11 protein-coding genes and 5 pseudogenes are annotated in these 18,465 nt (G+C 68.9%); 10 read left to right on the top strand and 6 right to left on the bottom strand.

All coding sequences use genetic code 11. The annotated features are described in order from the left end of the window. Nucleotides 1-59 precede the first annotated feature (59 nt). Nucleotides 60-362, bottom strand: coding sequence for a DUF4395 family protein (locus tag GA0115254_RS47825; protein ID WP_093898178.1), 303 nt, complete (start codon nucleotides 360-362; stop codon nucleotides 60-62). On the opposite strand from GA0115254_RS47825, the gene GA0115254_RS28110 reads away from it, so the two are divergent. After that, the gene (locus tag GA0115254_RS28110) at nucleotides 347-3,022 is read left to right on the top strand and encodes an amino acid permease (protein WP_093898094.1); all 2,676 of its coding nucleotides are present in this window, start codon (nucleotides 347-349) and stop codon (nucleotides 3,020-3,022) included. The genes GA0115254_RS47825 and GA0115254_RS28110 overlap by 16 nt on opposite strands. Nucleotides 3,023-3,147: 125 nt before the next feature. On the opposite strand, the pseudogene GA0115254_RS46565 reads toward GA0115254_RS28110, so the two are convergent. Continuing rightward, nucleotides 3,148-3,303: pseudogene (locus GA0115254_RS46565) on the bottom strand (Lrp/AsnC family transcriptional regulator); the annotation flags it as partial. A gap of 168 nt (nucleotides 3,304-3,471) precedes the next feature. On the opposite strand from GA0115254_RS46565, the pseudogene GA0115254_RS47830 reads away from it, so the two are divergent. The 3 genes and pseudogenes from GA0115254_RS47830 to GA0115254_RS28125 all read left to right on the top strand — a co-directional run. After that, nucleotides 3,472-3,849 (top strand): annotated as a pseudogene (locus GA0115254_RS47830) (FG-GAP repeat protein); the annotation flags it as partial. Nucleotides 3,850-3,893: 44 nt separating this feature from the next. Beyond that, nucleotides 3,894-3,989: pseudogene (locus tag GA0115254_RS47835) on the top strand (hypothetical protein); the annotation flags it as partial. A gap of 99 nt (nucleotides 3,990-4,088) precedes the next feature. Beyond that, entirely contained in the window at nucleotides 4,089-4,853 is a 765-nt protein-coding gene (locus GA0115254_RS28125) for an FG-GAP repeat protein (protein ID WP_176740323.1), read from the top strand. 389 nt (nucleotides 4,854-5,242) lie between these two features. Here GA0115254_RS28125 and GA0115254_RS46570 read toward each other — a convergent pair. Next, a pseudogene (locus tag GA0115254_RS46570) lies at nucleotides 5,243-5,368 on the bottom strand (ABC transporter); the annotation flags it as partial. Between the two features lie 421 nt (nucleotides 5,369-5,789). Then, nucleotides 5,790-7,871 (bottom strand): glycoside hydrolase family 5 protein, encoded by a 2,082-nt coding sequence (locus tag GA0115254_RS28135; RefSeq protein ID WP_370740957.1) that lies wholly within the window; start codon nucleotides 7,869-7,871, stop codon nucleotides 5,790-5,792. A 296-nt stretch (nucleotides 7,872-8,167) separates the two neighbouring features. On the opposite strand from GA0115254_RS28135, the gene GA0115254_RS28140 reads away from it, so the two are divergent. The 5 genes and pseudogenes from GA0115254_RS28140 to GA0115254_RS47840 form a co-directional block, all read left to right on the top strand. Further along, nucleotides 8,168-9,196: a helix-turn-helix domain-containing protein gene (locus tag GA0115254_RS28140; protein WP_093898097.1), complete on the top strand. Its 1,029-nt coding sequence runs from the start codon at nucleotides 8,168-8,170 to the stop codon at nucleotides 9,194-9,196. Nucleotides 9,197-9,623: 427 nt separating this feature from the next. After that, entirely contained in the window at nucleotides 9,624-13,010 is a 3,387-nt protein-coding gene (locus GA0115254_RS28145; protein WP_093898098.1) for a S8 family peptidase, read from the top strand. A 596-nt stretch (nucleotides 13,011-13,606) separates the two neighbouring features. Further along, nucleotides 13,607-14,137, top strand: a complete 531-nt coding sequence (locus GA0115254_RS28150) for a hypothetical protein (RefSeq protein ID WP_093898099.1) — start codon at nucleotides 13,607-13,609, stop codon at nucleotides 14,135-14,137. 44 nt (nucleotides 14,138-14,181) lie between these two features. Continuing rightward, complete coding sequence (locus GA0115254_RS28155; RefSeq protein WP_093898100.1) at nucleotides 14,182-15,195, top strand: hypothetical protein; 1,014 nt, start codon at nucleotides 14,182-14,184, stop codon at nucleotides 15,193-15,195. Nucleotides 15,196-15,345: 150 nt separating this feature from the next. Then, nucleotides 15,346-15,582, top strand: a pseudogene (locus GA0115254_RS47840) (peroxidase); the annotation flags it as partial. On the opposite strand, the gene GA0115254_RS46575 reads toward GA0115254_RS47840, so the two are convergent. Continuing rightward, nucleotides 15,466-15,921, bottom strand: coding sequence for a hypothetical protein (locus tag GA0115254_RS46575; protein WP_256102816.1), 456 nt, complete (start codon nucleotides 15,919-15,921; stop codon nucleotides 15,466-15,468). The pseudogene GA0115254_RS47840 and the gene GA0115254_RS46575 overlap by 117 nt on opposite strands. Before the next feature lie 361 nt (nucleotides 15,922-16,282). Here GA0115254_RS46575 and GA0115254_RS46580 point away from each other — a divergent pair, with 361 nt between their 5' ends. Beyond that, nucleotides 16,283-16,549, top strand: coding sequence for a hypothetical protein (locus GA0115254_RS46580; protein WP_256102817.1), 267 nt, complete (start codon nucleotides 16,283-16,285; stop codon nucleotides 16,547-16,549). Between the two features lie 382 nt (nucleotides 16,550-16,931). On the opposite strand, the gene GA0115254_RS28165 is transcribed toward GA0115254_RS46580, so the two are convergent. Next, nucleotides 16,932-18,437: a long-chain-fatty-acid--CoA ligase gene (locus GA0115254_RS28165; protein ID WP_093898101.1), complete on the bottom strand. Its 1,506-nt coding sequence runs from the start codon at nucleotides 18,435-18,437 to the stop codon at nucleotides 16,932-16,934. Nucleotides 18,438-18,465: the final 28 nt, after the last annotated feature.

Genomic DNA, 18,465 nt, shown 5'->3' on the forward strand with positions numbered 1-18,465 from the left:
GCGCCAACCGCGCGGCCATCACCATGCCCGGTCGCACGCCCGTCGCGGCGATCAAGGGCTCAGGCGCTTCGGAAGCGGGGGATGAACAGGTACATCTCGCCACCGGGGCAGTAGCCGAAGGCCGCGTTGAGAATGGCCGCAGCAAGGGCGAGCGCGGCCGAGGCCGGGCCGAGCGGTGCGGCGCCGTCGAGGTAGCCGACGCGCCCACCGGGCCGAAGCCCAACAACTCCTCGGGTACCCCCACTCTCCCGGCCCCGAGGCCCCTGCCGACAGCGGCCTCGATCATCCAGCCGGTCTCCCGTGGCAGGCCTCCTCGCCTGCGGCGAAAATGGTGATCGGAAGGCAAATGAGGAGGCTGGCATCCGGTGTGAAGCTCTTCCGTAGCCGTGCTGCGTCCGGCTCGCGGCTCGCGCTCGGCTCAGGCGCGGGTAGGAAAGGGCTCAAATCCGGTGCCCTGGGACCGTGGTCCTCCGTTGCCATCGGCCTGGCGTCCACCGCCCCGGCATACAGCCTCGCGGCCACGCTCGGCCTCATCGTGGCGGCCGTCGGCCTGCAGGCCCCGGTCATCACGATGCTGGCGTTCGTCCCGATGCTGCTGATCGCGTACGCCTACAAGGAACTCAACGCGAGCAACGCCGACTGCGGGACCACCTTCACCTGGGCGACCCGTGCCTTCGGCCCGCGCACGGGCTGGATGGGCGGCTGGGGCATCATCGTCGCCGACATCATCGTCATGGCGAACCTCGCCGAGATCGCCGGCATCTACAGTTTTCGGCTCCTGGGCTACGACTCACTCACCCAGAGCAGGGTGTGGACCACCATCGCGGGCGTCGCCTGGATCATCCTGATGACCGCGATCTGTTACGTCGGCATCAAGATCTCGGCTGCCGTTCAGTGCTGGCTGCTGTTCATCGAGGTGGCCGTACTGGTGCTGTTCGCCGTCACCGCCCTGGTCAGGGTCTACACCAGCTCCCCCGAGACGGCGATCCATGTCTCCGCCGCCTGGTTCAACCCCTTTTACGTGCCATCGGCCGAAGCGCTGACCTCGGGCGTCCTCGCGGCCGTCTTCATCTACTGGGGCTGGGACACCGCCGTCACGGTCAACGAGGAGACCGCGGACAGCACGCGCATTCCCGGGCGCGCCGCCGTCATCTCCGTTGTGCTCCTGCTGCTCCTCTACGCCCTGGTCGCCACCTCGGCGCAGGCTTTTGCCGGGATCGGCTCCGCCGGCATCGGACTGGGCAACAAGGCGAACGAGGGCGATGTGCTCTCGGGCCTGGGCAACGCAGTCTTCGGCAGTCAGGGCCCCGGGCCCGCCCTGTCCAAACTGCTGATCCTCATGGTGCTGACCTCTGCAGCGGCCTCCACCCAGACCACCATCCTCCCGATGGCCCGAACCGTCTTCTCCATGGCCGCGCACAAGGCCATCCCCTCCCGATTCGCCCGCGTGCACCGCAGATACCTCACCCCGACATGGTCGACCGTCAGCTTGGGCCTGGCCTCCGTCGGCTTTTTCGTCCTCCTGACGACATTCAGCCGCAACGTCCTGGCCGACTCCATCGGGTCGGTCGGCCTCGCGATCGCGTTCTACTACGGCCTCACCGGCTTCGCCTGTGTCTGGTACTTCCGCAAGGTGCTCACCCGCAGCCGCCGGGACTTCCTGTTCAAGGGCCTGCTGCCGGGTCTGGGCGGGCTCACGATGCTCTTTCTCTTCTGCTACGCGGCCTTCGGCGTCTACGCCGCCCCCGACTACGGCGAGACCTCCATCAATCTGCCGTTCATCGGGCAGACGGGCGGGGTGACCGTCGTGGGCCTCGGCGCCCTGCTGCTCGGCGTCGTGCTGATGCTGATCGTCACACGCGAACACACCGCGGCCCTCAGGCTTCAACGCATCCTGCTGCCTCACCGGCTGCCGCAGCGGACCGCCGTCGAGATGGCGAGCCGCTATGTGCCCGCCGACAGCCGGTCCGGGGTGGGCGGTGACTGGTTCGACGTCATCCCGCTGTCGGGCACCCGTGTCGGCCTGGTCGTCGGAGAGGTGATCGGCCACGGACTGCTCGCCGCAGCCACCATGGGGCGCCTGCGTACCGGCGTACGCGTCCTCGCCCGCCTGGACCTCGCCCCGGACGAACTCCTGTCGCGCCTGGGCGACCTGGTCGGCCAGACCGCCAAGGAGCAGGCGGCCGCTCAGGGCGCAGGCGGCACGCGGCCCGGGGATGACGAAGCCCTGGGGGTGACATGCCTGTACGCGGTGTACGACCCGGTGTCGGGACAGTGCAGCATGGCACGTGCCGGCCATGCGCTCGTTGCGGTCGTCCTGCCGGACAGTGGCGCCACCACCTACCCGGAGCTCCCGCTGGGCCCTCCGCTGGGACTGAGTGGCCTGCCTTATGAGACCGCGGAATTCCAGCTGCCGCGGGGCAGCCTTGTCGCCCTCTTCACCGACGGCCTCGTCCAGACGGCCGCCGACGACCTCGACGTCGGACTCGGCCTGCTTGCCGAAGTCCTCGCCCGGTCCGGGCGTCCCTTGGAAGAGCTCTGTGACCGTGCAGTCGCGACCCTGGTGCCGGGGCCGGCGAACGACGACGCGGTCCTGCTCCTCGTACGCACACGGATGCTCGACGATCACCGGGTGGCTGTGTGGGAACTGGCCGCAGAGCCGGCGATGGTCGGCAACGCCCGCACCATGGCCACGGGACAACTCGGAGCGTGGGGATTGGACGAGCTGTCGTTCACCACCGAACTCATCGTCAGTGAGTTGGTCACCAACGCCATCCGCTACGCCGCCGGGCCGATCCACGTCCGGCTCATCCGCGACCAAACCCTCATTTGCGAGGTCGACGACACAGGGCACACCTCACCCCATCTGCGCCATGCCGCGGCTGACGACGAGAGCGGCCGCGGCCTGTTCATCGTCGCCCAGGTCGCGCAGCAATGGGGCACGCGCTACACGCCCACCGGCAAGACCATCTGGGTGGAGCAGGCCCTGCCGACAGCCCCTGCCGTCGGTGAAGCGCCTTGACAGAGCGGTTCGCCCCGGGACCCCCACGGCGGCGGCATGGTGCGGGGCGCCGGAGCGGCGGCAGGCGTCCGGCACAGGCGTCGCGGGGTCCAGGCGCTGCGCGCAGGTGTGCCGTGCGCAGATCCGGCGGCGAAGTCCTCGGCCCGGTCGCCCATCCACGCCGTCGAGTCGACCAGCACGAAGGCGAGGATCCCGCGGTCGAGCGCTGCGGGGTCGACGTCGACCGTCGTGGCCCGAATGACCCCCTGTTCGCGCAGCTTGCGCCGCGCCTCCAGCGCTGCGGCGTGTTTCGCTATTTCCCCTGTTCGCAGGGGTGTTGTCGGCATGTGAGGAGGCGGCGTACAACCCTTGGCGCCCTGTGCGGGTCTTGTTGGTTGCCGAGCGCGTGAGAAGCGCGGCCAACTGCTCACCATTCCAAGGGGTTTGATATGTCCTCCCGGAGATTCCGTATGGCCGCCACCGCTGTTGCCGCGGTCATCGCCGTGACGGGGGCGGCCCCTGCGGTGTCCTACGCCGAAGACACCCCTGCGGGCGCCCTCGTCGTCGATGCCGCGGCGTCCGTGCGGGCCGACTTCGACGGTGACGGATACACCGACGTGGCGGTCGCCGCCCCAGGCGGTACTGTCAACGGCAGGCCCGGCGCCGGGTACTTCGCTGTCGTCTACGGCATGGCCGACGGCCCCAACGGCGTCAAGCGCCAGGTGATCAGCCAGGACCGCTACGGGATACCCGGCACGGCGGAAGCGGGTGACCGCTTCGGCAGCCACCTGACGGCGGCCGACCTGGACGGAGACGGTTTCACCGACCTGGTGGTCGGAGCCCCGGGCGAGGACATCGGCAGTGCGCGTGACGTCGGGCTGCACACCGTCCTGTGGGGAGGTTCGGGCGGGCTCGCCACAGCTACCACCGTCGGCCAGGGCCGGGGGAGACCCAGGCCGGTGACTTCGACGGGGACGGACACCTGGACCTGGCGACGGCCTATCAGATGCGGTACGGGCCCTTCAGCCGGACCGGTGGAGCGGCCCGCACCGGGCCCCTCGTCGACCTGGATGTCCGTGTCCACGCGATGGAAGCGGGCGATGTGGACGGTGACGGCACGACCGACCTGGTGGTCAGCAGCGGTCCGTGGGACTCGGACGACGGAGGGACGATCCCGCCGCCCCATCTGCAACTGCTGAAGGGCACTGAGAACGGCCTGGTGGCAGGGCCATTCATCGCTTACCCCGACACCGTTTCCGCGGACAGCATCGGATTCGGAGACATTGACGACGACGGCCGGCAGGATGTCGTCTTCGGCCGCAGCACGGCGGCAGGCGGCGGTCTCGTGGGCGTGGTGCGGGGCACGGCGCACGGCCTCGCGCCGCGGGCCACACTGATCGGCCAGAACACCCCCGGCGTCCCCGGGACGGGGGAGAGCGGCGACCGCTTCGGCACCGACGTCTCCGTCGGCGACGTCACCGGCGACGGTTACGCGGACGTCGTCACCGGTGTCCCTGGCGAGGACCTCGCCGGCCGGACCGACGTCGGCACCTTCGCCGTCCTCAAGGGGAGCGCGTCGGGTCTCGCCGGCGCCGGGGCCCAGGTCCTCAGTCAGAACACGGCCGGGGTTCCCGGCACGGCCGAGAACGGTGACCGGTTCGGCAGCCGCACCGCCGTCGTCGGCGGGCACGTTGCCGTCTCGGCTCCGGAGGAGAACAACGGTTCCGGGGCCGTGTGGGTCTTCCCCGGCACGTCCTCCGGTGTCACCGCGACCAGGTCGGTGAGCTTCGGACCGCGCACGCTCGCCGCGCCCGTGCCCGGCGCACGTCTTGGCTCCGCCTTCCATCGCTGACGCCCGCGTCGCGTCGCGCTGTCGTCCGCGTCGCGCCACGTCCGCGCACCACGACGGGAGAGGGTCCGGACCAGCCGCTCAGCGGTGCACCTCATCAGCCGTGACGTCCGTATCGAACCCTGCGGCCGGCGGGCTCGGTGCGCCCGCCCCGACGTGGAGCTGCCCGCTGCGCACGTGGCCGGGCTCTGCCGTCATCTGGACGGTCTGCCGCCGGCCGTGGAGCCCGCCGCTGCCTGGGTGAGGGTGCTGCCCGTGGCGGACATCAGCCGCCAACTGCGGGACCGCTTCGCTCTGCTGCGTGGCGGGGCACGGGACATACCGGAGCGGCATCGCATCCTGCATGCCGTCGTCGAGCGGAGCTGGAACCTGCTGCAGTCCGAAGGGCGTCGGTGCAGGTCCGCCATGAGGAGCACGTTCTCCTCGCCGCTGATCAGGTTGTCCACCGCGAAGAACTGCCCGGTGACGCCGATCGCGGGGCGCACCGCCTGGGGCTCGACGACAGGACCGTGACCGCCCCCGCAGGGACCGACGGCTCCTGCCCGGCGTCGGGGATGGGCGTCCGGCCGGGCGGGAGTTCGGTGGTCAGGTTCGGTGTCGGTGTCGGTGTCGGTGTCGGTCAGTCGAGCGCTCGGTGCCCCGACACCGTGCGGCTCGAATCCCAGCCGCGTCGGGGCACGGAGTCGAGGAGCAGACGCGTGTAGGGGTGTTCCGGCAAAGGAGTTTCCCTCCGCCGTCGCGCCAGCCAGGCTCCCGACGAGGGCACTCGACCGCCCGAATGGCGGGGTCACCCCTTCAGGGAGGGGTGACCCCGCCACGCGTACACGCGCTGCTCCTTCCACACAGCCGCGGCCTGCTCAGCCGTCCGTACCCGGAACCGGAGCGCTCGGTCCAGCAGGTCGTCCGGAGACCGCCGCCGATACGTCCCGATCGCGGGCGTCAGCCTTCAAGCTTCCGGCACAGAAGAGCATCCGGGGTCTTCCCCTTGGCCCAGGCGGAGGTGAAGGCGACACCCGCCGCATACTCATCGGTACGGCACTGGCCCTTGAAGTTGCCCTGGGCGAACTCGCCGCCAGGCTCCCCGGCAGGGCGGTTGTCTCCACGGTCGAACCAGACGGTTCGACCGCTCATCCCGAGCGTGCGGCCCGCGGGAGTGCACAGGACCGCCGACACCTCCTGGCCGCGGACGCTGTACCCGGAGACGAACTGGTTTATTCCGCACTGGTACTTGGTGTATCCACCGGCCCAGTCGCCCTGCTGGACGTGACGTTCGTCGCGCACCACTGTGGACTGCGCAGTGGCAGGTACGGTCAGGGAGGTTCCGGCGTCGGTGCACAGACCCCGACCACCCCTGTGGGCCAGGCCGGCCAGACGCTGGCCGTCGGGGCACGCTCCCTTACGGGCTCCCGGATCCCACTCTCCCAGGGCACGTGTCCGAAGGGACTGGACCGCGTCCGCGTGATCGAGGTTGAGCATGTCCCACGTATCGGTGACCGCGACCGGGCCGCTCTTCTGCGGTGCGCCGACGAGGCGGCTCCAGTGGGCCGCGCGCCAGTCACTGCCGCCGAGAATCCCCGACCGGCGCCCCTGCGCGTCGTAGTTCAGGATCGACCAGGTGCCGTGCCCGGTCCATCCGACCAGCGGCCAGTAGGCGAAGTCGGCGTCCCGGCCGATCAGATAGTCCACGAAATTGCCGAACCATGCGCGAGCCTGCGGGTTCGTCTCGTCACTGCCGATACCGAACTCGCTGATCCACAGCGGCGCGGTGAAGTGACGGCCGGTCTCGCCGGTGACGAAGAACGCCTGGCGGTCCAGCGTCGCGAACAGTTCTTCGCGCGACAGCTCCTGATACCGCGGATCGTGGGTCTCGCCGAGCCCGCTGGCGCCGGTGTGGTTCGGACCCGTGTACCCGTAGAAGTGCGCCGAGTACACGAGCTTGTTCGAAGCCACCAGGGTGTGCGACACGGTTCGCACCGGCTCCAGCGTGGGGCGCCAGTGGGAGAACCCGTCGAGGGGGATGCCCTGCCAGTTGATGCCTTCGACGATCACCAGCAGGTCGGGGTTGGCCTCGGTCAGGAGCCGGTCACCGAGGCGTTGGGAAGCGGTCCACCAATCGTGGTCGTTGCCCCAGTTCCAGTTGGCGTCGTCGGTGACGGTACGGCGGACCTCGTTGTAGAGGTCGGCTCCGACGACGCGCTTGTTGTCCTTGTAGCGGCGGGCGAGGGCGATCCAGTCGTTCTCCCACTGCGCGGTGGACTGACTCGTGTTCCAGCGCTCGTTGCCGTCCAGACCGCAGCAGAAGCGCGAGGTGTTGGTGTGGTTGTTGAGGACCACCGCGAAGCCTTCCGCTGTCGTGGCGGCGATGACGGCGTCGAAGACCTGGAGCGGCGTCTTGTCCCGCAGCTGCGGATTGGCCGCGACCGAGTCGTCGGAGACCGGCCTCTCATCGTGCAGCATCTCGTTCGAGAACGGCAGGCGGATGCTGTTGATGCCCAGCTCGTGGAAATCGGCGAGGATCGCCTGGATCGGCGCGCGATCCAGGCCGAGCGGCATCTGGTCGGCCTTCTCGCCGTCATGATGGTTCGCCGGGTCGTTGATGTCTCCGGACCCGTTCCAGGACCCTTGTGCGCCATGCCAGTTCGCGGACTTGAGCTTGAAGCGGTTGCCGGAGGCATCGACGATGTACCGGCCGCGGGTACTCAGGGGCGCGGTCCACGCATCGGCCAGGCCGGCCGCGTCGTCCGCGGCCGGTATCCGGGTCATGGGCGGCGCGCCCGTGGAAGCAGTCGCCGTGGCGGCTCCGAGCGCTCCGAGGAGCAGCGCCCCTGACAGCAGTGCCGGGAACGGGGTCGGTCTCACTGTGTCCTCCAGGGGACAGGGAACAGATACGAGGGGACAACGCACCCCGGCCTTCTCCCGCAGGGCGGCGAGCCGGGCCAGGATGATCCGGTGACCGGTGTCGGCCGCCTGACGGATCGTGTGCTCAGCGTTCTCCTGATTCCCGTTTCGCTCGGTCAGCATGGCACGAGCGACCACGACCATGCAGTTCCCCGCAGCGGCGGTCTTGCGGAGCAGACGCTGCGGCCCGACGTAGAGGGGAGCCGGCCATGAACGGGTCGGACGAGCTCGGCCAGAGCCTGTTCGCCCCAGTCGTCGGACAAGGCGTCGTAGTCGTGATCAGGGCCGGGGCGTCGACCAGGTAAACAGCCAATGGCGACAACCCGACAGAGGGATAGGGTTCGGTTGAGAAGAGAATCCGCTCGGTGCACGGGAGCTGCGCCAGGGCCGGACACGGTGGCCGCCCGAGGGGGAACTGGATGCTGCAGGCATTGGGATTGGGACCGGCTGAAGAGGCCATCTACACGGCACTGCTGGCCCGCCCTACAGCCTCCGCGCAGGACCTCGCCCGGCAGACCGGACTCGAGAAGGCCGAGACCACCCGCATCCTGCTCGACCTGACGACACGTGGCCTGGTGGCGGTCGCCGGCGAGGCCGGGAGCGGGACACCTGACTCGGCTGACTGTGGGGCCGGTCGCCGGCCCGCCCGCTACCGGCTCACGCCCCCCTCCGTGGCCCTGGCCCCGTTCCTCGTCGAGCAGCGCAACGCACTGCACCGGGCCGAGACCGCGTTCTCGATGCTGACCGAGCAGTACCGCAGTACCGCCGCACACCCTGCCGGCAGCGTCGTGGAGGTGGTCGTCGGCGTGGAGCAGGTGGCGCACCGCTTCCACCAACTGCAGCGCGGCGCCCAGCGGGAGTTGCTGGTCTTCCTCGTCGGCGAGCCCATAGCGGTGCCGCGCGAGGATGCCGACATGTCGGAGAGTTCCGCGCTGGACCGCGGAGTCGACTTCCGGGTCGTGGCTGCCAAGGACTATCTCGACGGTCCCGGCATGGCGAAGGATGCACGGGCGGGCATCACGGCGGGCATTGAGCTTCGCCTGGTCGAGTCGCTGCCGCTGAAGATGGTCGTGTCGGACCGGGAGCGCGCCATGGTGCCACTGGACATGGCGGACTCAGGCGGCGAGCCGAGCGCGATCGTGGTGCACCGCAGCGGCCTGCTGACGGCCCTGGTCCATCTGTTCGAGAAGGAATGGGCCCAGGCCCGGCCGCTGTACACCACTGCCACGGGTGTGCGCGCGGAGCCGGCAGCCGATCAGCAGCCGACCGAGGGGGAACTGGAGGTTCTTGCTTTGCTGCTGGCAGGCATCTCCGACCGGCGGGCGGCCTCCCAACTCGGCCTGTCCATACGTACCGTGGAGCGGCGTACGCGCCGTCTGATGGATCTGGCCGGAGCGGATTCGCGCCTGCAACTCGGATGGCACGCCGCACGCGCGGGCTGGCTTTGACCTCCTCATCGGCCCGAGGGCCGAGGAGCCTCCGTCACTTGATGGTCGCCGAGCGAGGGCGGCCGCCAACTTCTGGAGGGTTACTGCCTCACCGCCGGTGGGACCGTGCTCCTGGTGAAGGCATGCACCGGTGCGGCGGCGCGCGTACGACGATGGCGAGCCCGCTGACGACGCCGGCGACCGGTTGGCGGTGGCTTCGACGGGGTGCAGGGCGTGGTGGGCCGGCCGTCCCGGACCGGGATCGCCGTCCCGGCCGGGCTGACCCCACCGGTCAGGTCCGAAGTCCCACCGAGCCGATGGATGTGACCGTGTGGCGGAAATCCGCCATGCGGGAAACCCGTCACGCGCGGCATCCCCACTCAATCCACACGTCTGCCAGGCTGCAGCCGCAGTTTGGCAGACGTTCATGGCTCAAATAGGGAGATTCATGCGTTCCATAACGCGTATGGCCTTGGGCACGGCGACCGCCGCCGTCCTGGCCGTCACGGCGGTCACGCCTTCCGGGGCGGCGGACACACCGCCTGACAGTGCCTCGGGGAAGCCCATTGTCGGCGGGACCGCAACAACGGGTGGCAAGCAGGCGACGGTCACGCTCATCACCGGCGACAAGGTGCTGGTGACCACGGACACGTCGGGTCACAACTCTGCGGCCGTGCTGCCCCGCGAGGACGGCACGCAGCCGATAGTCCAGACCTATCAGATGGGCAAGGACCTCTACGTCTACCCTGAAGACGCCTCCCAGGCGATCGCCGAGGGGAAGGTCGACGAGCAACTGTTCAATGTCACTGGACTCATCCGCCAGGGATACGACGACGCACACACCGACGCGCTGCCGCTCATCGCCACCTACCGGAACAGTGTCAACGTTGCCGACAGCGCGCCCGCGGCCCCTCGTGGGGCCGAGCGGGGCCTGAGCCTCCCGGCTGTGGACGGCATCGCCCTCAAGGCCGACAAGGACACTGCCGCCACCTTCTGGCAGGACGTCACCAACCCCCGCTCACGTTCCGCCTCCACGCTGAAGAAGCTGTGGCTGGACGGCAAGGTCAAGACCACGCTGGAGCAGTCCACCAAGCAGGTGCACGCGCCGGAGGCCTGGGCGGCCGGTTACGACGGCAAGGGCACCAAGGTCGCCGTGCTGGACACGGGCGTGGACGCCGAGCACCCGGACCTGGTGAACCGGGTCGCCGGTGCCAAGAACTTCACGGACTCCAAGACCACCGACGACCGGCAGGGCCACGGCACCCACACCGCTTCCACGGTCGGCGGGTCCGGAGCGGCCAGTGACGGCCGCAAGAAGGGCGTCGCCCCTGGTACCTCCCTGCTCATCGGCAAGGTCCTCAGCGACCAGGGCTACGGCCTGGACTCCTGGATCATCGCGGGCATGCAGTGGGCCGTCGACCAACAGGCCGACGTCGTCTCCATGAGCCTGGGCAATCCCACGATCCGGGACTGCAACGACCCGATGGCCCAGGCCACGAAGCAGCTCTCGCAGAACACCCACACCCTGTTCGTCATCGCCGCCGGCAACGCCGGCCCGGGCACCGAGACAGTCTCCTCGCCCGGTTGCGTGCCCAGCGTGCTGACCGTCGGTGCCATCGACCGCGATGACACCACGGCGCAGTTCTCCAGCCGCGGTCCGGTGGCCGTCACCCACACCCTCAAGCCCGAGATCGCCGCCCCCGGCGTCGGTATCTCGGCGGCCAACGCGGGCGGCCGCGGGGTCTACGCCTACCGGACGATGTCCGGCACCTCCATGGCGACCCCGCATGTCGCGGGCGCCGCGGCCATCGTCCGCCAGGCCCACCCGGACTGGACCGCGCAGCAGGTCAAGGAAGCCCTGGTCTCCTCCGCCCGCACCGGCGGCAAGGTCGCCGGCGCCGACGAGACCGGGGCCGGTGTCCTGGACGTGTTCGGCGCGGTGAACCAGAAGGTGCTCTCCGCCCCCGCCGTCCAGGCCGGCAGCTACAACTGGCCGCAGGACGCCTCGGACCGCACCACCGTGAAGGTGCCCTTCACCAACACCAGCGGCAGCGACCTGACCCTGAGTCTGAAGGTCAGTGGCGTGCACGGCAACGACGGCAGCGACGTCAACTCCGGCATCATCAAGCTGGAGGAGGGCAAGGTGACCGTCCCCGCGGGGGCCACCGCTCAGGTGCCGCTGCGGATCGACCCCACCGCCCGCCTCAAGGCCGACCAGTACGGTGCGATCACCGGCCGGATTCTGGCCACCGGCGGTGATGTGCACGTCTCCGTGCCCGTCACGCTCTACGTCCAGCCCGAAACGGTCACCCTCCGGGTCAAGGTCATCGACCGCAACGGCAAGCCCGCGACCGGCGCCTCCTCCCTGGACCTGGTCAGCCTCGACACCGACAAGGGCGAGCGCCGCAACAACGCGGGTGCGACCGACCAGACGTACAGCGTGCGCCCGGGCGACTATGCCCTGAGCAGCTTCGTGGCAACGTACGACGCGAACAACGCGCCCGAATCGGTCAGTTACCTCGCGCACCCGCAGCTGCGGATCACCCATGACGCCACTGTCGTCCTCGACGCCCGCAGGGCCCACCAGCTGAGCCTGCACACCGACCGCCCCTCGAAGGTGAACAACACCACGCTCAGCTACTCCCGCACGTGGGACGACACCTGGCAGATATCCGGATCGCTCATGTCCGGCAGCGCCGTCCAGAAGTTCTACGCAGACGTCGACGAGCGTGCCAAGAACGGCACCTTCGAGTTCCGGCCCACCTGGCGCGCGACCGGCTCCGAGGACGGCTCGCCCTACGTCTACAACCTGTCGTTCCCGACCCAGGGGCCGCTGCACTCCGACCAGGTCTACCAGCCCGAGGACTCCAAGCTGGCCCAGGTCACCGAAACGTGGAAGGCCATGGGCAAGGAGGCCGACTACATCGACGCCATGTTCATCCGCCCCACCGGCAGCAACAGCGGCGCCTACACCCCCGTGAGCCCGTTCGGCCAGGTCCACGTACCCGGCACCCGCACCGCCTACTACACGACCGGCGACGACGCCTGGTACCACGGCGCGATGACCAGCTTCCCGTTCGCCGCGTTCATGGGCGACCAGGAGCGCACCTACCGGACCGGACAGCGGAGCACCGAGGAGTGGTACGGCGGCCCCCTGCGCCCGGCCGCGCCGCGTGACGCCGACGGCAAGCTGATGCTGTCCGCCGAGCGGCAGGGAGACCTGATCGGCTTCCAGAACGCGCTCTGGCTCGACGGCTCCGGCGACCACTGGTCCTACGGCGGGTCGTTCGGCGACCTCGGCAACCTGCTGCTGAAGCGCAACGGTGAGCAGATCGCCAGGAGCAGCTACCCGTACGACGTGTTCCAGGTGCCGGACGAGGACTCCGCGTACGAGCTCACCCAGAACCTGGAGAAGATCGACACTTCGGACCGGAACTGGCTGCGCTCCACCGCCGTCACCACCACGTGGAGCTTCCGCTCCCACCGGGAGGCGGACGTCTACTCGCGCGGCCTGCCGATCCTCGCCCCGGCGTACGACCTGCCGCTGGACGGCATGAACACCCTGCCGGCGCGGAGCGGCATCGAGGTCGGCCTGTCGGTCGAGGGTCACGCCGGGTACACCCCGGGCGCGATCAAGGCGGCCTCGCTGTCCTACTCCTACGACGGCGGCACCACCTGGACCCAGGCGCCCACCGAGCAGCAGGACGGCAAGTGGACGGCCGTCCTCGACCACACCGGAGCCTCCGGCAAGCAGGTCATGACGAAGGCCACCTTCACCGACGCCAACGGCAACGCGGTCACCCAGACCATCACCCGCGCCTACGACGTCCGGTAGCCACACAGTCCGGCCGGGCGGTCTCCCGCAACAGGGGGCCCGCCCGGCCACCCACCTGCTGCCCCACCCGTGATCACCACGGGTGGGGCAACCGCGCTCGAAGAGCTGGGACGCGCGGTAACGAACGACCCTCGCCTGCGACTACCCGGTCGGCCCGGACCTGCGCACGGAGACCCACGGCGGGCTCCCGGTCGTGGAGGACTGGCACGGTGTGAACACCGTGCCGCACCACGGAAAAGGAGCATGCCGAGACCGGCATGCCGACTCCCCTCTTTTCCCAAGTGCCCTGGCCACATGCACACGGTGATGCAGCAGCAGGTCCTCGCCGAACCGGCTTCGGCGAAGAAGCTGTCCATGTGGACCGGCGGGGACTGACCGTCCTGTTCTGATCGCACATCAATCCGCACGGCACCTTCCGTCTCGATATGGACAAGCTTCTCGAATCCTCCCTCGACCACTTCTGCAGCAGGCTGCCGACGGTGCCGCCCGCACGTGCGACCGGGGTGATCCCAGTGCCGTTCATGAGGCGGATGGAGCTGCTGCATGGGACGATTGGGGGGATTGTTCCCGGCCGGCAGGTGGCGGGAGGAGCGGACATGGAGATCAAGCCGCAGGCGGCCGTCATCCCCGAGATCGACCAACTCGAGCAGGGGAAATACGGCCCCGTGTTTCCGAAGACACCGGCGTGTTACGGGTTCACCATCGTCGCGAAGGTCAAGCCGGGCCGGGCCGACGCGATGCGTGCCTACGGCCACACTCTGGCCGAGGCTCTGGAGGAAGACCCCCATCTCCTCGCGCCACTGAAGTTGCACTACCTGCGCTGGGTGCTCTTCGACGACGACACGCGCTTCATGTATCAGGGGATCTTCGACACCGACTTCGACAAGTACACCGAGGACGCCATCGCGCTGTTCGGCAGGGCGGGGGTGAACACGGCCTTCGAGAACCTCGAAGGATTCCCCGAGGACTGGCGGACAGACCCTGAGGCGTTCGTCAGGTTTGTACGCGAACACCACTGTCCGAGCTTCATCGAATACGGGGAGTACCCGTACGTGTCCGCTGATGAGATCAAGAAGGCTCTGCGGATCAAGGGTGCGCTGTCGGAGATGCTCGACCAGCTGCAGTGAGAGCGGGCTGTCGTGTGCTTGTCCCATTGTGGATCGGAGACGAGATGAGCGAGGTCAGGACCGCGCGCACCTACAACCAGAACCACGTCCCGCGCGAATACACTCCTGGTCGGCGACGGGTGAGCATCTACGTCTCGTGGAGCTATCCCGCCGAGGCGGGCAGAAATCCGGCCGAGCTGGACAATCGGTTCTCCACGATGACGGAGGTCAGGCGGGTGGCGTGGCCTGCCTACGAGGATCCGAAGTGGTCCGACCCATTGCAATTCCAGCAGGGCATCGCCGGGTCGCTGGAATTGTTCTTCTGGGCCTGGGTGCCGTTCCAGCAGTTCGTCGAGGAGGTCACCGGGCACCCCGTCCCCGTGTATCAGCGCATCGACCAGGCCGGATTCCGGACCCCGCTCGACGAACGCGTACTGGCCGACACCGACACTCTCTTCGTGTTCGGGCTGGACCACGTGGTCACCGGGCAGGAGGCCCGGCCCGAGGAGGTTGAGGCACTGCGGGCCTTCCTCGGCCGGGAGGACGCCTGTCTGGTCCTGGGGCCTCACCATGACGTCGGGGCATCGGACGATCTGGCCGTACGGGACGTGGAATACCACCATCACGGAGATCGCTTGGTCCCCCGCCAGCAGCGATTCGCCACCCACGTCCGGGGCTTGATGCAGGGCCTCGCGGTGCCGGTCGAGAACCGTTACGGACTGCGCCCCGCGGTGCGGGAGAAGAACGAGATCGCCCCGCTCTCCACGGTGAGGGACTTGGATGCGAAAGGGTGGCTGGAAGGGGTGACCAACTTCAACTTCCATATGCACCTGCCGCATTACGCCGTGACGACCGACGAGCCGGATGTCATCCACGTGCTGGCCAGGCAGCCGATCGACACCTCAAGGCCGCATCCGTTCACCGAGGCCGGCAACACCGAGTTCAACATGTTCCTGTGGATGCCTCCGAGCGGCGAGCGGGCCGGAGACGTGCTGCTGGCGGACTCCACGATCTTCAGTTCGCTGTTCGGCGGCGACGAAAGTCTGCGGAGATTCTGGCGGAACCTCGTTACGAGATAGCGCCGCAGGGAGGCGACCGTGAGCGGGCCCAAGCAAGTCGCGTTGGAACTCGACGATATTCAGCGCGGGGTTCTCAGCCCTCGGCCGACTCCCTACGCGGCGGCCTACCTTGTGTTCCGTGTCGATGACCGGGCGGCCGGGCGGGAGCTGATGCGGCGTGCGAGCGCGGTGGTGACCTCCGCCGCCGACTCGGTCAGCCCCCGGGGGGACACCTGGGTCAGTGTCGCAGTCTCCTGCCGGGGTCTGGAGGCCCTGGGTGTGCCGCGCGCATCACTGGACACGTTCGCCTGGGAGTTCCGGCAGGGGATGGCCGCCCGGGCCAGAACACTGGGCGATGTCGGTGAGAGCAGCCCCGAGAACTGGGAAGCACCGCTGGGCACGCCGGATGTCCATGTGGTGCTCACGGCAGTCGCGCCTGACCCCCAACGGCTGGAGGCGGCCCTCGATCGGGCCCGCCCCGCGTACGACCACCTTTCCGGTGTGACCGCGATCTGGCGGCAGGACTGTTACGCGCTGCCCACCGAGACCGAGCATTTCGGCTATCGCGACGGCGTCAGCCATCCAGCCGTCGAAGGAAGCGGCATCGCCGGGTCGAACCGGCTGGAGCTGCCGCTGAAGGCCGGGGAGTTCGTGCTCGGCTACCGGGACGAGATCGGCGGTCTCCAGACCCCACGGCCGGAGGTGCTGGGGCGCAACGGCAGCTACGCGGTCTTCCGTAAGCTCCACCAGGACGTCGCCGCGTTCCGGCGCTATCTGCGGGACAACGCCACTTCTCCCGAAGACGAGGAACTGCTCGCGGCCAAGATCATGGGACGCTGGCGCAGCGGAGCCCCCCTCGCGCTCAGTCCGCAGCACGACGACCCCGCTCTCGGTACCGACCAGGATCGCCGCAACACGTTCCTGTACGAGCGGGACGATCCGGCGGGATTCATCACGCCCGGCGGCTGCCACATCCGCCGGGCCAACCCCCGCGACGCTTCGGTGGCGGGAGAAGTGCGACTGCACCGCATGATCAGACGCGGCGCCGTCTACGGCCCGCCGCTGCCCGAGGGGGGTCCTGGAGGACGACGGCGCCGATCGCGGCCTGATGTTCGCGTTCATCGGAGCCCACCTCGGGAGGCAGTTCGAGTTCGTCCAGTCGGAATGGATGAACGACGGCGTCTTCTTCGGCGCGGGCAACTCCAAAGACCCCGTCACCGGATCGCACGACGGAGTCACCGGCCTCACCATTCCCCGGCGGCCGCTGCGACGGCGCCTCACCCCACTGCCGCGCTTCGTCGTCACCCGCGGCGGAGAGTACTGCTTCCTGCCGAGCCGGAGCGCGCTGCGCTGGCTCGGGGAACTCCAGAACTGACAGGGCGGCCGTGCCACGCCGTGGCACCCCCCGAGGTGCTCCGCCTCCGGAGGGTGCGTCCCTCGGCGTGGCACGACTGCCACCGGTATCCCGGCACGTGCCGTCCATCGTGGGCAGCCCGCAGCCCGCAGCCCGCAGCCCGCAGCCCGCAGCCCGCAGCCCGCGCCACATCGCTCCCGTCGTCTGCGCCGGCGCCGGGCGGTGGCAGCGTACAGCGCCAAGAGCGGCTCCGAATCCGGCCGTCGCCAGGCCGGAACAGCGAGGACTTGGCAGGCATCAGCCACGATTCTTACGCCCGGCTTCCGCGGACCGTCGACCACAAGCCCCACCGTGCCGCGCACGCAGCGTGTTTCTGCGGTTGCCGCAGTCGGACCAGATCGGTTCAGCCCGCGGAAGCCTTCTGCTGGACGACGATCTCCCGCTTGAGGATCTTGCCCGTTGCTCCCTTGGGGAGTGCGTCGGTGAATGTGACGATCCGTGGATACTTGTACGCCGCCACGCGCTGTTTGACATGGTCGCGTATCTCATCGGCCGTGATCTGTGCACCGTCCCGGAGGGTCACGACGGCGGCTATCTCCTCTCCGTGGGTCTCGTGCGGCACGCCGACCACCGCGGCCTCGGCGACGGCCGGGTGTTCATAGAGCACCTCCTCGATCTCACGTGGGTAGACGTTGTATCCGCCGCGGATGATGAGGTCCTTCTTCCGGTCGACGATGAAGTAGTAGCCGTCCTCGTCGACACGGGCCAGGTCGCCGCTGTGGAACCATCCGTCCCGGATGGCATCCGCGGTCGCATCCGGACGATTCCAGTAGCCCTTCATCACGTTGTCGCCGCGGATCGCGATCTCACCCACTTCGCCCGGGCCCACCGAGGTGCCGTCGTCCGCCACGACCTTGAGCTCGACCCCGCGGATCGGGAGGCCGATCGAGCCGGCCTTGCGTGGCCTGTCCGGGGGGTTGAACGACGCGACAGGCGAAGTCTCTGACAACCCATAGCCCTCGAGTACCGTGACTCCGAATGCTTGTTCGAAATCGTGCAGTACCTCGACCGGCAAGGAAGCGCCGCCGGAAACGGCCAGGCGCAGTCGTGAGAGGTCGTAGCCGTCGGGGATCGTGGTGTGGAGCAGGGCTGTGTACATCGTTGGGACGCCCAGGAAGATGGTGGCCCCGTCGTGATGCATGATCTCCAGCGCCCTGTCCGGTTCGAACCGCGGCAGCAAGGTCAGAGTGGCGCCCGCGGCGACGGCGGTGTTGAGAGCGCAGGTCTGCCCGAAGGCGTGGAACAGCGGCAGGCCCCCGAACAGTACGTCGCCCGGCCTGACGTGGAGCAGCGTCTCGGTCGTGGTGGCCGCGTTGGTCATCAGGTTGCGATGGGTCAGCTCGGAGCCCTTCGGGGTTCCTGTCGTGCCGGATGTGTAGAGGATCACGGCAGTGTCGTCCTCGGCCCGGTCGGCGACGCGGGGCATCGGTTCGGTGGCCCGCACCTGGGTGTCGAATGCCGTCGAGTCGGTGACCAGACAGTCGGCCCCGACTTCCGCCGCGGCCAGGGCGACCTGGTCCGCGCACCGCAGGAGTGTCACCGCGATCCGCGATCCGGAATCCCGGAGAGTGAAGGCTATTTCACGGGCCTTCAACAGCGGATTCATCGGTACCACCACGCCACCGCAGCGGAGGATGCCGTAGTACGCGACCGGGAAACAGGTGACGTTGGGCATGATCAACGCGACGCGGTCGCCCGGCCGGACGCCCTTGGCCTGCAACAGTGTGGCGAACCGGGCACTTGCGGCGTTCAGTTGGGCATAGGTGAGGGCGATCTCGTCCTGGCGAACGGCGACGCGGTCGCCGTCGGCTCTGGCGGATTCGGTCAGGAGCGTGGCGAGGTTGTTCATTCGGATTTCTCCTCGATCTGGGTTGGCG

The organism is Streptomyces sp. Ncost-T10-10d, from assembly GCF_900091955.1.
Lineage (GTDB): Bacteria > Actinomycetota > Actinomycetes > Streptomycetales > Streptomycetaceae > Streptomyces.

Bases quoted from the DNA above. Each gene is read 5' to 3' on its own strand.
- GA0115254_RS28110 (WP_093898094.1), top strand. From the start codon at position 347: ATGAGGAGGCTGGCATCCGGTGTGAAGCTCTTCCGTAGCCGTGCTGCG.
- GA0115254_RS47825 (WP_093898178.1), bottom strand. From the start codon at position 362: ATGCCAGCCTCCTCATTTGCCTTCCGATCACCATTTTCGCCGCAGGCG.
- GA0115254_RS28125 (WP_176740323.1), top strand. From the start codon at position 4,089: ATGGAAGCGGGCGATGTGGACGGTGACGGCACGACCGACCTGGTGGTC.
- GA0115254_RS28165 (WP_093898101.1), bottom strand. From the start codon at position 18,437: ATGAACAACCTCGCCACGCTCCTGACCGAATCCGCCAGAGCCGACGGC.
- GA0115254_RS28155 (WP_093898100.1), top strand. From the start codon at position 14,182: ATGAGCGAGGTCAGGACCGCGCGCACCTACAACCAGAACCACGTCCCG.
- GA0115254_RS28135 (WP_370740957.1), bottom strand. From the start codon at position 7,871: ATGCTGACCGAGCGAAACGGGAATCAGGAGAACGCTGAGCACACGATC.
- GA0115254_RS46580 (WP_256102817.1), top strand. From the start codon at position 16,283: ATGTTCGCGTTCATCGGAGCCCACCTCGGGAGGCAGTTCGAGTTCGTC.
- GA0115254_RS28150 (WP_093898099.1), top strand. From the start codon at position 13,607: ATGGAGATCAAGCCGCAGGCGGCCGTCATCCCCGAGATCGACCAACTC.
- GA0115254_RS28145 (WP_093898098.1), top strand. From the start codon at position 9,624: ATGCGTTCCATAACGCGTATGGCCTTGGGCACGGCGACCGCCGCCGTC.
- GA0115254_RS28140 (WP_093898097.1), top strand. From the start codon at position 8,168: ATGCTGCAGGCATTGGGATTGGGACCGGCTGAAGAGGCCATCTACACG.